Below are 15,526 nucleotides of genomic sequence, written 5' to 3'. Positions count from 1 at the left end.
AAGAAGTAGAAGATGTTCTTTTTGAAATGGCTCATTTAGGTGCTAGTATTGCTTTTTCGGTAGAAAATAGTGCTAAAGCTCTAGAAGCTACTTTTGGTATTTCTATCAAAGACATGGCTACGCTTTTATACACAAAAGGTGTAGATGTGGTGGAGGCTGCTACTTCTTTGAAAAATGTATTTGGTGTAAGTGCCGATGAAGTCGCATGCGTTTTAGAACATGCCAATTATCCAAAAGAGGTTATTGAAAATGCTTTTCACAAATTAGGAGGTGCTTTTGAGCATGTATATGATGAGATTGTAGAACATATATTTGATTGGGGTCTTTGGTAATTCCTCAGGGGTAGATTTGTTGTAACGTAATACGAGTTCCTGATTGGAATAGTCGAGATGACTGTAATTCGTTTTCGACTTCAGTTTCGATTTCAATTTCGAATTCGTAGGTTTTTTTAAGGCCTTGCATTTTTGGCATCGCTATATCTATAGATACCAAAGCCCTTGAGTTTTAGGAACTCTTTATTGGTAATGTCTGTGCTCGCATTATATTCAGCACTCCATTCTGCAAATGCATCTTCAAATTCATGGTCCATTCCTGTGGTTGCAAAATAATCCCAGATTTCTGGGGATGGCGACATTTGATAGACGTTAAAGAGAATCACAATAGTCACTTCTTTGTCAAGTTCCATACCTGCTTGTGCCAACAAATTCAATTTATTTATAATAGAATTTTCCTCAGACGAACTAGACAACTGCCAAGCGTCGCTATGATAGTTGGTTAAGAAAATCTCATCATGGTGCATGACCAACTCCTTTGCTATGGCTAAGCTTGGAGGCATTCCAGGATCTTTAATTTTACCAATGTAAAATTGACGGGTGATCCCTGCATTAAGTGGTGCAACGTCGCCTGGAGGTGGGGTAAATTTCAAATCATTTACTTTGTCAATCCAAGGGGCATAATCATCTGTAAAGTTCATACCACCGTTCCAAAATTCAATTTCGCTGACAATACCGTCGGGTCTACTATCTTTCCTGCCATCATGGTATTCTTCAATTTCAGTAAACGAATCTCCAAATCCAGCAGAAACGAAAGATACTCTTACGTATGGATCTTCATTATGTGCTTTTTTTACAAAAGCGCGTAACTCATCATCTTTCTCATCTCCAAGAGCCGCTCCAATATTGTAAAGATAGATGTCTGTAAAATCATTTTCATCCACCCATGCTAGCAGATTATCTTCAAGGGTACTATTGCCCAAAATACCTCCAGTATAAAAATCATTGATGTACACCCCTCTGTGTTCTGCTAATAAACCGATTGAAATAGTTCCGTCGTCTTCGTCACAAGAGCAGAAGAGACTTAAAATCAATAATATTGATGCTAAATGTCTCATAATAATATATTTATAGTTAAAATTACAACTAACGTTGTGTAGATGGTTTGTGATGCCTGATGTCTAGCGTTGGCGCGGGGGAAGTATTGGATGATCGCTCGACGTATGTTTTGGTATATCTAAAGTTACTCTTTTTTTTGGAATTAAAATTTACCTGACTAATTGTTCCAATGAATTTCCGTTACTGTTGCATTCAAAGCACTATGTCCTTGCCCTTGTAAAGGACAAAGTGAGGTACGAGCGATGAACCTGCCTGTCGTAGGTAGGAAATCATATAACAGTGGGTATTTTGAAGTTGAAATCGAAACTGAAATCGAAGTCGAAACTGAGCTACTTGTGCGATCTCTCCTATTGTCGAGATGACTGTAGTTTTGATTTCAGTTTTTGTTTATCCTTTTAGGCTCTGAGCTTTTTATTGTTCGCTTTCGCGAAAGGGGATACAGGGGTTAATCCTGATTTCATATTGATATAGAATTTTGAAATTTAAAACATCACTTCAAACTTATAAGGGGCTAAACTAAAACTAAAACTAAAACTGAAACTGAAACTGAAACTGAAGCCGAAGTCGAAGCCGAAGTCGAAATTGAATTACTTATGTGATCTCTCCTGTCGTCGAGATGGCTGTAATTGTTTTTTTATTATGCGCATCAATATGCTCGGTGTAACACTGAGTATACACTTCTGCTTCTTTGTATGCTTTCGCGAAAGCGGAATTTTAAAAAGATAATAAAGAAAATAGAGTATAAAGTATAGATCATAGAGAAGAGAACAATGTATATCCCTAATTAGAGTTGACCGTTTTTAGGTTAAAATTTAATTGTTAAAAATAGTCATTCCTCTTCTTTTTTCTTACCCAATGAGACCTTGTAGTCATCGATATTTCCTTTGACCTTTAGATTGAGATACTTAATATTTTTGGTGGTGTCTACTTCTACAATCTTGTCTTCTTGTTCTGAATTTACAAGGGTATCGTTCTTATTTTTAAACAATTTTTGCCAAGCGGCTTTTCTGGCTGTTTTCCATGGGATACGGACATAATAATCTATATTTTGATCACTATCATGGGTGCCTGATAATTCTATGTGACCTAATGTAGATTCGATGGTCATCGTAGGAATATGGATCTTTCCTTTTTGGATATCTAAACTGTTTTGCAACGTGTCAAATCGAATGTTTTGTAGATTTTTATCTCCCATATAGTCTGAAAGTGCCAGCATAGGGTCATAATTTTTTAATCTTCCGTTTAATACTTTGACGTCCATTTCTATGGTAGACTGATCCAAATCTGGAGTCATATCTGGATATACTCTCACCTTACCTTTAATTCTAGCCGTAAGTTTCCCTTGTAAATTTTCTGAAACAAGATGGTCTTGTCCAAAGTTTTCGAATTTGAAGAGTAATTTATCCAAATCAACATTGGTCATGACCAAATCGGGTTGCATATAGATATGTTTTGGATCACTCCCATTAAAATAACCACTTAATTGAATCTTTCCTCCTGCAGCATTCATATTTAGGGTATCTATATAGATGTAATGATTGGGGGTGGTTCTTATAGCTGCTTTGATGTTTTGAAGATCGATTCTATGGTATATAAAATGTCCGATATCTGCCTTGAATTGCATGTCTGTAAATGGCAACTCATAGATGTTGAATGCTTCTGTATGTTCTTTGACATCGGCAGTTGTTAAATTTGTTACTTCTGTTGGTTTTGACGGGCTTAGGTCAAAATTGAACAGGGCATCAAAGTCAATATAATTTGCGGTTACTGCGAGATAATTATCTCGTCTCTTTATTTGCTGATCTTCTCCTAAATAATAGTTGAGATCAAAATTAAAATTGGTGGTTCCTATTTCTCCGTGAAAATCTTTAATGACAATGTGGTCATCCTCATAATGGATGTTTCCTCTAAAATTGTCAAAGGGAAGGGGATGTACCTTCATTTTGGTGTTTAATTTATCTAACCCCAGATCGATAGAATGTAGTGCAGCATCTTTATAATGCATACTAGACGAAAAATGTAATGTCAAATCATCAAATTCTTCATGTCTGTATTCTTCGGGTACATAATTTTCTCCTTTATAGGAAAAGACATCTTCTAGTCGTAACCTATCAGAGGTTAGGTTGATATCTAAATAGACATCTCCTTTAAGTTCGGGTTGCATCCAAAAGGCATAATCGTGTATCAATCCGTTAAAATGAAAATCACTATCATCTATATAGCCCGTAAAATCTATAATTTCTAGGTCTTTCTCATCTATATATACATCGGCATTAAAATCGTGTAGTGTATGTGGATAATGCTTTAAGTCTGCATACAAACTATCTATAAAAAACTCCCCTTTTGGTAAATAATCAGATTCTGTGAAATTTTTCGCGGAAGCGTTAAAAGAAAGCCCTAAACTTAAATCTTTTATTTGTTCATCAAAACCTGTTTGGATCGTATCCTGTTTTGAAAATCTTGTTAGTTCTGCAAGATCCAAATAACTAGAGGTAATATCTAAATGGACTTTCACAGGAATATTTGTATGATGAATAATAGCAGGTAGGTCTGAAAGAAAACCACTGATGGATAGATCTGAATTTCCCATTAATAGTTCAAACTGTTTCAGCGTCGCTTCTTTGCCATTCATAACTACGTTTACATCCAAATCTTTTATGGGAGCGGGAAGTTCTTTAGAAACAATTTTTAAATCTTTTACAATCAATTCTGCATAATATGCCTGATTGAGTTTTTGTAGTGCTTTTTCTGGGTTATCAATATCAATAATATCATGAAAATTCATTTTAAGCGAAACTTGTCCAGAGGCATCTTGTACTTGTTCTAGTTCAAAAAAGGTTGCAATAAAATCAAGATTGAAATTTGAATCGATTTGCATATCCACTTCGGGAGATTCAAAATTCTTAACAAAAAGGGAACCTTGAAATTCGCCTTTTTCCAAGGACGCAGTGATATCGGTTAGTGAAAATTCCATCGTACTGAGATCTCTATTTTCTCCATTTGTAAAATGTCCATTAAAACCCAAATCATCTATCTTTTTATTTCTTTCTGTATTTTCTAAGAAGGCTTTTCCTGCTCCGAAATTAGCATTGATAGCAGGTCTGTTTCCTTTGTTAGCAGGTCCCTTAATACTTGCGTTAAAATAAATTTTACCTGCATTATTGTATTTCTTTAGTATAGGGATTACATCTGTTGGCGCAAATGCAATGAGCATATCAAAGTTGGTCTTTGTTCCTTTTATAGATAGGTCAAGGTCCATATCATTATTTGTATCTATAGAACCTTCTAACTCAAAATCACCATTTTCTATTGAAATACCTGAAGGTCGTATGTCAAGAATACCCGTGTATTCATTAAATGCTAAGTCTGTATGAATTTCAAAATGTTTTTTACGAATAAAAGTTGTGTCTTTATCTTTTATCACATTTAATTCAAAATAGGTGTCTATATGCCCAGCGATAATACTGTCTTTCCGGCTAAAGCCACCCGTACCTGCATATATAAATTTTTCGACATCTGTATTGGTAGCTTCGTCTAATGTGTGGACATCTAGATTTTTGAATCTAATTTTTTTTAGATGAATATTAGTGGAAGGTGTGTCCGTTTCAGAAGTACTGGCTAAGGAGTTTTGAATATTGGTTGTATTATTTTCGTGAATGACAATATTAAAAACCCCTTCTTCAATTAGTACGGATTGTATATCATAGTTTTTATTGATAATATCCCATAGATTGAAACCTATGTACATATCCTTTACATCCATGATAATGGGCGCATTATTTTCTTTTGTTTCAAGGATTTGCACATCATGTACTTTTATAGAGATGTGCGGAAAATTACCAAAAAGTGATAATTCACTTTCACCAACATGTATAAGGCCTTTGTGTTCTTTGTTGAGTATCGCAATCTCCCCTTTAATAATTTCAGATTGGTTGCTCTGAATATATAGGATGAGGGCGCCTACTACCAAAACGGGAACTAAGATTAGGAGTACTAAAACTCGTTTCCAGAATTTTTTAATCTTCAAAGTAGCTGTTTTAAAATTCATTTGGCAATAGAAAAAATGTTTGCTTTTAAAAGTAACAAATTCGTATGAAAAATCTTATGTAGCTTATGAATTCGTTTTTGGATCGATGGGATGTATTGATTAGATGTTTTGGATTTTTACTAAACTTATCCAATCCCTGAGACCTTAGCTTTGGGAAATTCATAAATGAGGAAAAGAGGTATTTAGGTTTATCATGTGAGAAACTAGCATCAAATTCTTTTAGAATTACGATTCTATTTTCTAGATAATTTTACAAAAACAAAGAGGAAGAACACACAAAATAGCAAATCATTTACGCCGTATATGGAGTAAAACATTCCTGCCATTGTATCTTTTTCATATACGTCTGAAATATTGTTATTAAGAATCCATTGTAGCCAAACAGATCCATAAATCAGCTTTTCAATAGCAAAGACACCGACAAGCCATTTTACGTGATGATACTTTTTTGCGATAGCTATGTATGCGACCCCCCAAATAACAATCATGACTAAACCAAAGTTGGACATCACCGTTGGATCGACTTCGGGAATGGTTGTATTTGTAAAGAACCTTGAAAAGAGTAAGACACTTAGGTTCATTAATCCTGCGAGAATAAAGCCTTGTGTGATGGTCTTATGTTTAATAGTCATCTGTTGAGTCTATAGATTTGATCTCTCAAAGTAATCAAAATTCTTTTGAAGGGATTCATTGAAACATATTATTTGTATAAAATCTCTTTTAAGGTTTGAATATATATATGGTTTCAGAAGGATTTCATTATAAAAATCTGTGTTGTGTAAAATATTAAAACGGTTTTCCACTTCAATACGTCTAGTATAAAATTTATATTATACGCTACTTTGACTAAGTTCAGCATAGGTTTCGCACTTCGGCTATGCTCAGTGTGAACTTCTGCATCGCTATGCTCTTTGAAAGCGAACTCAAAAAGAATAAAGATCTGATTAAGTGGCACATAATTTTTAAAAAAACCTAAAAAAAATTATGTGCTTTTCTGATATACAGTTATTTTCGCGCCTTGTTTAATAAAAATATAAAAAACATAGAATGAAAAATTTAAAATTAGTAGTGCTTTTTGCCTTAGTTTTCAACCTTGTAGCTGTTTCTTGTAAGAGTGATGATGACAATGATACGGTTGCCTCAGAAAATACGATGACTATAGATGGAGAGCAATTTGATGTTGAGGTAGGATTTTTATCAGAATTTGGAGCAAATGGAGATGGAAGTTTTGATTGGGATGTTGTCTTATTTTCAGATGGATTTACGATTGACACAGCAGAAGAAGAGATTACTGGAGTTGGAGCATCTTTATATTTGGATCTAAATACAAATAGTGCTACAGGACTTGTACCGGGTACGTATATATTTTCTAATGAAATAGCAGAATTTACATGGGTAGATGCAGAGGGTGTTATCAACTTTAATGCTGAAACAGGTAATGGAACCTTTTTTAGTGCAGTAAGTGGTACAGTTGTTATTTCAGGAACAGGAAGTGATCAATTGATCGTAGCAAACTTAGTAGATGCGAATGGTAACGCATTAACAGCTTCTTACAGAGGACTGTTACAAATATTATAATCTATTAATTGCAAGATCTTCTCAAGATCATTAAAAATAGAGTACATATTATATACCCCAAAAGCCCATTATAATGTAAATTATAATGGGCTTTTTAATGTTAAAATCTTTACCTACTCCGTTAAGATGATACGAGGAGTATTTCTTTATAAAGTAATCACCTCTTCACAAATCACCTGTCGTAAACGTTTTCCATAATCTAGCAAGGCTTTGATTTCCTTGATACTTGCAATGCGTTCTTTATTGAAAATAAGTAATTGCTTCCCGTTAGACTCTACGTGATAGTAGGGATTGCTTTCAAAAAAATGGATCAATTCATCCGTAAAAAAGGATCTTATTGCGATCTCATTATCACCTAAAAGATAAAAGCGATTCGAAAAATCACTGTGCTCTTTAAAGTTAATATCCTTGTGTACCGCTAAGGAATAAAACTTTTCTAATAAGCCTTCTTTATCTAGTGTAAACAAAGGAACTTCATTAGGGAGTTTTATAATAAGCATCGTAGTGCGTATAATTTCTTTTGTGATTAATTCACCTTCAGAAAAGGTAATGTCAAACGTATTGATGATATTTTCTGAATTTGATAATCTATTGGTTATATGTTCTATTTTTTTGGTTGTAAACGTATAAAAGGTTTCTAGGAAGTGAACCTTTGTACTTTTTTGTGCATCGTATGTAAGATGGTAATCTTTGGCAAGTTCTTCTAATGCTATTTGTCTTCTGGTAAGACTGTTTTTAATCACATTTGGAATAGGAAGCAAACGCCTTAATGCAAAGGGATGCTCAGATTTTGTATCGTGCATATCAAGTCCTATCACTTCAAAATGACCTCCTCGTTTTGAAAAAAGTTCTTGATAGTTATGTAAATTTTCCATCACCGTGTGATCTACAAATTCACACATAGAAAAATCTACAACAACATCAGTATCTTCAGAAATAGCGTCTAGTTTGTCTTTGAGTTTGTAAAAGTTTAAGAACGTACAAAAATGCTTGACACTTACAAAATAGCTATTTTCAGAAATCCCTCCGGCTTCTCTAAACATCAATACATTGGGTTTGAGAACGTTTCTAATAAACAAGGTAAAACTTTTGGTCAGGATCACATGAATAATAAACGTAATGACAACTCCTATAATAATACCTGTAATAAGGTCTACTAAAAGAGTGGTAATGAGGGTTCCAAAAAAGATAATTAATTGCTCTCTTCCGATAGAAAAGATCTTCCCTATCATCACTGGAGAGGCGAGTTTATATCCTGTGTATACTAATATCGCCATTAAAGCAGGTAAGGGAATTCGTGTAAGTTGTGTGCTAAATAGTCCTATAAAAAGGACTAGAAAACTTGCGTGAAAAAAATTAGAACTCCGGTTGCTACCGCCGTTATTGACATTGATAGAACTACGTGCAATGACAGTAACCACATTGAGACCTCCCAAGAAACCACTCCCTACGGTCGCAAGGCCTAGCGCTTTTAAGTCTCGATTGATGTTTGACCTCCTTTTCTGAGGATCCAATTTATCTACAGCTTTGATACTCAATAAAGATTCTATACTAGCAATCAGCGTTAAAGCGACCACACTTGACCAAAAAGGCAGTGTTCCTATAGTCGAAAAATCAGGGGTTGGAATATCTGCTACAATCTCTGCCAATGCAGGAATATTAGAGATCATATACGCAGGATGAATAGGGTTAGGAAGTTTTAAAACGAGTTCGTAATAATAACTAAATCCTATAGAAAGCAACACAATCCACATAGGTGCAGGGATGAGCTGTAGGTATTTGTTTCTTATTTTAGAATAAAACACCATAATCGCTAGACTGATCACACCCGCAATGGCAGCATACGTAAACCCAGTATCATCATACAAAAAAGCCCCTTTGATGGTGGTAGGAATTTCTAAAAGGTAGTCTATGTTTCCATCTCTTTTTATCCGATTGCCCAGCATAATATGAAATTGCTTTCCTAAGATGATCAGTCCAATAGCGGCAAGCATTCCTTGAATCGCAGAAGAAGGGAAAAAATCGGCTAGTTTTCCTAAACGTAAAAATCCGAGAACCAATAAAACAACTCCAGAAACAATAATCGCTGCATACGCGCCAAAAGGGCCTAATACGGTCATCGCAATCAGCAATCCTCCTACAAGTCCGTTACCAGGACCTGTAATCGTCACGTGACTTCCCCCAAGTATAGATACCATAACACCACCGACAACCGCGGTAATGATTCCTGCAATAGGTGGTGCTTCACTCGCCATGGCGAGTCCTAACCCTAAAGGCAGAGCAATAAGACTGACCACAAATCCTGAAAATATATTTTTAGGAAGCGCTTTAAAAACGGATGCTATTTTGTTTTCTTTTAGACTCACTGAATGATTAAAACGTCTGTTGGTAATTCAGTTAATATGTGCTCAATGTCATGAGGAAAAAGACGATCCCAAAAATTTGTTTTTGACGGAGCGTTCATGACTAATAAATCGGCACCTATTACCTCGGCATAATGACCGATACTATAACCGCGTTTTCCAAAAATAGCTTGTGTCTTAATCGTAATCTCTTTTTTATAAGTGTCAGGAACTTGAGAGATCATTTGTTGTACTCTATAATCTTCACGTCTACTTATTTTTTCTTTTTTGATTTTTGCAGCTCTAAGCGATTTGTCATCGTCTACGTGTACCGCTACTTCTTGTTGTCTGATCTCTTCTACAATCGTGATACGTGAAGCATTTAATTTGTTGGCTACATAAAAAGCAGCATCTAGAGTCTGTAAGGTTCGTGCATCTTCAAGTCCATTCACCACAATATGCTCACATTGAATCCGATCTACAGAGGGTTTTATAAGCAATAAAATAGAGCATTTTGCTTCTCTGGTAATCTTGCGAGCGATAGACCCTATATAATATTTAAAAATATTTTCTCGCTGTGCAGCTCCTAATATTAGGAGGTCTATTTTATATTTTTCTGTAGCAGATATGATACTTTCAACAGGTTCTCCAGGTTGAAAAACAATACTATATAATAAATTTTGAACTTTGAAAGGCGCTACGATCTCATCTAATTGAGTTGCTTTTTCATCTGTTCTTTCACCCACATGAATAAGAACCAACTTTGCATTAAAGAAGATACACAAACGCGCAGCTTCATATAGATTCGCTTTAAGGTTTGGAGAAAATCCTGCGCCAATTCCAATAACTCGAAAAGGTTGTGTATTCAATAGAGGTTTGATAAAATTAAGCGGGTAAGGTACTCTTTTTATATTCTCTCATAGAGAGAACAACAGATTATTCAGATTCATAATAAAACAAAAGCCTTTCGTTGCAAGATCTACAGTGGGATAATTTCTGTGTACGCTTTCGCGAAAGCATACAAAACCTTACTTTTATTAGTGAAACATTGTTTTGTAAAGTCAGAAAGACGCGTACAAAAAAGCTAGTTGAACGAATCCCGCTGAAAAGCGATATTTATATTTTAATACCTCGATCCTTGGATCGATTTTTAAGATGTATAGCGTAGTGATTGTGATATACGCTTTCGCAAAAGCGTGTAACCTCTTAATTTTAATTATATTTAAGAAAATAAACAGCTATGAAGAAATTACTTTTTATACTCTTTTTGGGAACCTTTTCGCTTCAAGCACAAGTAAAAGTATTAGTAGGAGGGACGCTTATTGATGGATACGGAGCTACTCCCATTAAAAACAGTGTCATTATTATAGAAGGGGATATTATCAAAGAAGTGGGAACAGTAGCTACCGTGAAGATTCCTGCTGGCGCAGAAGTCATCTCTACCGAAGGAATGTCTGTACTTCCCGGATTATGGGATATGCACGTACATACGATGATTAATGGACATGCCGATTATGCCTACTGGGATAAAACCTATTTGCCCTTATTAGAGAATACGATTATGCCAGCGTCTGCCGAGCAATTATTGATGGCTGGAGTCACAAGTGCTCGTGATCTTGGTGCGCCTTTGGAAGAAAGTATATCTGTGCGAGATCGTATTAATAAAGGAGAAATTCCTGGAGCCACGCTATATGTGTCTGGCCCTTTTATCCAAAAGAAGCCATATCCTGGTACCGAAGCCTTTCGTTGGGGCGTGAATGGTGCAGACGATGCACGTAAAAAAATAAAACGCCTTGCCGAAGCAGGTGTAGATTGTATCAAACTCATTGATCAAGATCAAATGACCACAGCCGAGTTACAAGCTGTGGTAGATGAAGCGCATAAACACAATCTTAAAGTGGTAGCACATGGACATCGTCCTATGGAAATTATATCAGGATTAAAAGCAGGAGCAGATTGTTTTGAACATACAGGACTTTCCTCAGCACCAAGATATCCAGATGAGGTGATGTATGCTATTAGAGCACGTACGGCACAGATGAATTTGGGACCTTTATTTTGGTGTCCAACCGTAGAGGGTTTATACAACTATGAGTATGTACGCGATAATGGCGAGCATCTGGATAACGATTCTTGGCATCGCGGACTTCACGACACTATTGTAGCCGATATTAAAAATAGTTTTGCTCATAAAGATAGGTTGCCTTATTTCCAATTAACACCAGCTCGTAAACCTACACTCGAAACAAAAATCAACCAACTCATAGATGCTGGTGTTGTCCTTATGATAGGGACTGATAGTGGGATCCCTATGAAATTTCATAGCCAATCTACTTGGAACGAATTGGATGTTTGGGTCAACGAATTTGGGATTGATCCTATGTACGCTATCCGTGGTGCTACCTACTGGCCATCGCTATGGATGGGTGTTGCCGATAAGGTAGGCACAGTTACCGAAGGAAAACATGCCGATATTATCGCGGTAAAAGGCGATGTACTAAGACACATCAGTCTTTTACAAGATGTTGATATTGTTATAAAACACGGTAAACGGTATAAATAAGCTAGAGAAGACGCTTCAAAGCAAGTTCAATTTCTTCTTCTTTTCCAGAGGCTTTTTTTAGAACTAGCCGTATAGTTTGTCCTTCTTGTTTTAATAGATCTCGGTACAATTTTAAGGTTGTATGCGAGATCCCGTGATGGAATGAACTTCGTCTTCTGTTGTAATTCGTAAACGTGTCACGACTGCTTTATCCATAACAGCTGTTGACGCTCCTGTATCAAAAACAAATGTAAGTGCCTTTTCTTCTCCAGCTACTTTTACAGGAATATAGACTAATCCCTCTTTCTCAAATGAAATGCTTGAGATTTGGCTTGTTGCATTGGAGTGATAGCAACCAATATTAAAAACAGATAGCGTCTCATGAGATGTATTTTTTTCAAAAATACCTAACTAGCTAGAAAAACAGGGTTAATGAGTGTTAACGTGTTCGATTTTTAAAAAGGGTATAATAACTTACATGAGAATATATGTAGAATACTATATTTGATGCTTACAGTCCATTTTTGGAGTTTTTTACTTAAATTAGAGTGTACTTACAATTCATTAATCGAATGAAATACAATTACTTATTAGCTATTTTTCTTTTAAATTTTTACTCGTATACCAGTAGTGCTCAAGTGATAGACCGTGTGATGGAGGACTCTATGTATAAAGAGATAGAGCGCGCTTATCACTTGTTTGATCAATTTGATTATGGAGCAGCTATAAATATTTCAGATAGAGTTATTGATTATGCTACTAAAACTAATAATAACCACTTAAAAGCAAAGGCTTATAATGTTCTAGGAAATACGTATTACAATACGGGTAATGACTCTTTATGTTTGGATTATTTATTCAAATCAAGAGATTATTTTCTAAAATCCAAAGACATTGGAAATGCCATAAAAGTGATAAGTGATATAGGGGTTACGTATAGAGAATTTGATAGCATAGAAAAATCTAATGCCTATTTTAAAGAAGCTATTGAGCTTGGGAGAGCATCGCAAAATAAAGATGAGATCATCTATCCACTGTATAATTATGCAAGATATGTATACGACTCCGAGCAAGATTATACTACTGCGCTTGCCTATTATAAAGAAGCTTATGAGCTGTCAAAAACATCATCGCTTGTTAAAGGGAGGTCTATTATTGGGCATTTATATATGAAAATGAGTGATATCTATTATGAAATAGATGATGTAGCCAATTACGATTTCTATTATAATGAAAGCCTAGCCTATGCAAAAAAATATCAATTTTATGGTATTTTGGCGACACTGTATAGATTACAGTCTGATCGTTATTATACTGATGGCCAAATAGAAAAAGCATTTCTTGCATTACGAGAGTATACACAAGTTGCAGATACGATATACACCTTTAGAGAATTAGAAATAGCCAAAGAAGTAGAGGCGAGCATTCGTATGATCGATAATGAAGAAGAGCTTGTGCGAGCCAATAAAGAAAAAGAAAAACAAGCTGTTGCGTTTAAAAAGGCAAAAGTGTCTAACTTTATATTTTTAGCATTAATTCTCTTTCTTTTATTTGGCGTCTATGCCATCTTTAAGAAAAACAAACAGCTGAAGGTTGCTAAAGAAAAAGCAGAAGCATTATCTAATGTAAAAAGTAAATTCTATTCAGAGATTAGTCATGAGTTGCGCACCCCTTTATATGGCGTTATCGAACTTTCTAGACTACTGTTAAAAGAAAATGTGAATAGTAGTCATAAGGAATACTTGGAGTCTCTCAATTTTTCTGGAAATCATTTATTATCTCTTATTAATAATGTACTTCAATTAAACAAAGTAGAGTCAGGGATGATGACCCTAGAGTTCTTAGAGTTTAAACCTAGAATTTTAATTTTAGATATTGTAGAAAGCCTAGAGTATGCTATACGTCATAGCAATAATAAAATTCAATTAGATTATGATACAAACATTCCTGATGTATTAGTTGGTGACTCTTTAAAACTATCACAAATCCTAATCAATCTAATCTCTAACGCTATTAAATTTACAAGTGATGGTACTATTACAATCATTACAAAATTAGTAGATGAACAAGAAGAAGAGGCCACTGTTTATTTTGCAATAAAAGATGATGGTATTGGAATCTCTAAAGAAAATCAAACAAAGATTTTTGAAGAATTTTATCAAGAACATGCAAAATCAGAAATGTCATTTAAAGGCACTGGTTTAGGGCTCTCAATTGTAAAAATGACCTTGGATGCAATGGGAAGCACAATCCACATAGACAGTGTTAAAGGAGAAGGAGCGATATTTAGTTTTGAACTAAAATTATCTAAAAGTACCAAAGCCATCATAAATGATGCAGATCTTAAAGATTTGACAGAAGACTTGCGACATAAGAAAATATTGATTGTAGACGATAATAAAATTAATTTACTAGTTACTAAAAAGATTTTAGATCAATATGAAATTGATTCTCAAGTTGTTGATTCTGGAGAAAAGGCGATAGCTCTTATAAAAGAAACTGCCTTTGATTGCATTCTTATGGATATTCACATGCCAGAATTAGATGGATATGAAACGACAAAAATCATACGAAATATGGGGGATTTTACCCCTATTATTGCATTGACAGCAACCTCTTCAGAAGAGATAGAGCGCAAAATGAATAGTCAACAAATGAATGGATATATTTTAAAACCATTTATCACCACAGATTTTATCCAGAAAATACATTGTGCTGTTGTGCAAATGAAAAAAGAATGTTAGCTATTTTTAGGACGAGCATTAAACATCCCGACGTGTAAGAACGTTCCAATTTTCCGAGCCCTATTTTTAAGCGTAGCGGCTTTCTCGCCAACAAATAAATCATCTATTGTTTGCACCCAGTAATTGAGCCAAATCCCAAAATGCTGTTCATTGATGGTATATCCTTCGGAAGCATCTACTTCTTGGTGTTTGAGCAACGGATTGCCTGTAAACTTCTTAGAGAAAAAGAGTTGTGCTTCCCAAAAGTCGGTAAGATGTTCTAAATGCGCCTTCCAATCCTGAATGTGACGATTAAAAATAGGAGCGAGGTACACGTCTTTACGTATACGACTATAAAAAGAAGTGACAAGAAACGCGATGTCTTCTCTGGTGGTGATTTCTTTTTGCATAACTAGCGACAAGGTAGGCACAAAAGTTATGATATAGCAAGTATATAATAATATATATGGTTGAGTATGCTTTCGCGAAAGCGTACTCAGAAAATACTAATTAAGCGTAGTGTGTAGCACCCCTATCTGTCCATTTTCATTAATGGTCGTGGCTTTTACTTTTAAGGGCATTGTATTATCAGATGTGATAGGAAATCTAATAATCGCTTCCCCATTTTCATCTGTTTCCACCGAAGGATTCCAATAGACTACAGGATCATTTTTTCGTTCTCTTTTAGAAAGGCTTTCTTGATAGTCTTCAAAGGAAATAGTAGGCTCATACCCCTGAAAGTCTAATTGCGCTTTCTTTCTAGAGATGGTTTCTCCTAGTGCAAACCGAGTGTATACAGCGATCACTCCTCCAGCGGCTCTGGAACCATAAATAGCAGCGTCAGGTCCTAAGAGTAATTCTATACGTTGTACATCTGAGTTATTTACAAAGCCCAATAATGT

At 35.2% G+C, this 15,526-nt stretch carries 12 protein-coding genes; 4 read left to right on the top strand and 8 right to left on the bottom strand.

Annotation, left to right across the window (positions count from 1 at the left end):
• On the top strand, positions 1-332 hold a 332-nt coding region (locus Q0505_RS07720; RefSeq protein ID WP_299210945.1), incomplete at its 5' end, for a hypothetical protein.
• A gap of 116 nt (positions 333-448) precedes the next feature.
• On the opposite strand, the gene Q0505_RS07715 is transcribed toward Q0505_RS07720, so the two are convergent.
• The 3 genes from Q0505_RS07715 to Q0505_RS07705 all read right to left on the bottom strand — a co-directional run bounded on the left by Q0505_RS07715 (position 449) and on the right by Q0505_RS07705 (position 6,071).
• Positions 449-1,390 carry a hypothetical protein gene (locus Q0505_RS07715; RefSeq protein ID WP_299210942.1) on the bottom strand — a complete coding sequence of 314 codons (942 nt, stop codon included), beginning with the start codon at positions 1,388-1,390 and terminating at the stop codon, positions 449-451.
• An 830-nt stretch (positions 1,391-2,220) separates the two neighbouring features.
• Positions 2,221-5,418 (bottom strand): AsmA-like C-terminal region-containing protein, encoded by a 3,198-nt coding sequence (locus Q0505_RS07710; RefSeq protein WP_299210939.1) that lies wholly within the window; start codon positions 5,416-5,418, stop codon positions 2,221-2,223.
• 254 nt (positions 5,419-5,672) lie between these two features.
• Positions 5,673-6,071 (bottom strand): hypothetical protein, encoded by a 399-nt coding sequence (locus Q0505_RS07705; protein WP_299210936.1) that lies wholly within the window; start codon positions 6,069-6,071, stop codon positions 5,673-5,675.
• A gap of 415 nt (positions 6,072-6,486) precedes the next feature.
• On the opposite strand from Q0505_RS07705, the gene Q0505_RS07700 reads away from it, so the two are divergent.
• Complete coding sequence (locus tag Q0505_RS07700; protein ID WP_299210933.1) at positions 6,487-7,017, top strand: hypothetical protein; 531 nt, start codon at positions 6,487-6,489, stop codon at positions 7,015-7,017.
• A 146-nt stretch (positions 7,018-7,163) separates the two neighbouring features.
• Here Q0505_RS07700 and Q0505_RS07695 read toward each other — a convergent pair whose 3' ends face one another.
• Both Q0505_RS07695 and Q0505_RS07690 read right to left on the bottom strand, forming a co-directional pair.
• Positions 7,164-9,383, bottom strand: a complete 2,220-nt coding sequence (locus Q0505_RS07695; protein WP_299210930.1) for a SulP family inorganic anion transporter — start codon at positions 9,381-9,383, stop codon at positions 7,164-7,166.
• On the bottom strand, positions 9,380-10,228 hold the full coding sequence (locus Q0505_RS07690) for a universal stress protein (RefSeq protein WP_299210927.1): 849 nt from the start codon (positions 10,226-10,228) through the stop codon (positions 9,380-9,382). Before Q0505_RS07690 ends, Q0505_RS07695 begins: the two co-directional genes overlap by 4 nt.
• A 371-nt stretch (positions 10,229-10,599) precedes the next feature.
• On the opposite strand from Q0505_RS07690, the gene Q0505_RS07685 reads away from it, so the two are divergent.
• Positions 10,600-11,922, top strand: a complete 1,323-nt coding sequence (locus tag Q0505_RS07685) for an amidohydrolase family protein (protein WP_299210924.1) — start codon at positions 10,600-10,602, stop codon at positions 11,920-11,922.
• Between the two features lie 111 nt (positions 11,923-12,033).
• Here the strand turns inward: Q0505_RS07685 and Q0505_RS21405 are convergent, their stop codons facing one another.
• Complete coding sequence (locus Q0505_RS21405; RefSeq protein WP_366519377.1) at positions 12,034-12,189, bottom strand: aspartyl protease family protein; 156 nt, start codon at positions 12,187-12,189, stop codon at positions 12,034-12,036.
• Between the two features lie 284 nt (positions 12,190-12,473).
• Between Q0505_RS21405 and Q0505_RS07680 the strand changes: the two genes are divergently transcribed.
• Positions 12,474-14,645, top strand: coding sequence for an ATP-binding protein (locus tag Q0505_RS07680; RefSeq protein ID WP_299210921.1), 2,172 nt, complete (start codon positions 12,474-12,476; stop codon positions 14,643-14,645).
• Here the strand turns inward: Q0505_RS07680 and Q0505_RS07675 are convergent.
• The gene (locus Q0505_RS07675) at positions 14,642-15,034 is read right to left on the bottom strand and encodes a group III truncated hemoglobin (RefSeq protein ID WP_299210918.1); all 393 of its coding nucleotides are present in this window, start codon (positions 15,032-15,034) and stop codon (positions 14,642-14,644) included. The two genes, Q0505_RS07680 and Q0505_RS07675, sit on opposite strands and share 4 nt — an antisense overlap.
• Positions 15,035-15,130: 96 nt before the next feature.
• A partial coding sequence (locus Q0505_RS07670) for a TonB-dependent receptor plug domain-containing protein (RefSeq protein ID WP_299210915.1) occupies positions 15,131-15,526 on the bottom strand: 396 nt, incomplete at its 5' end.

The sequence above is a fragment of the uncultured Dokdonia sp. genome, assembly GCF_937910895.1.
Taxonomy (GTDB): Bacteria; Bacteroidota; Bacteroidia; order Flavobacteriales; family Flavobacteriaceae; genus Dokdonia.
Note: the sequence above shows the minus strand (reverse complement) of the source record. Positions and strands in the feature narration are given on the sequence as shown.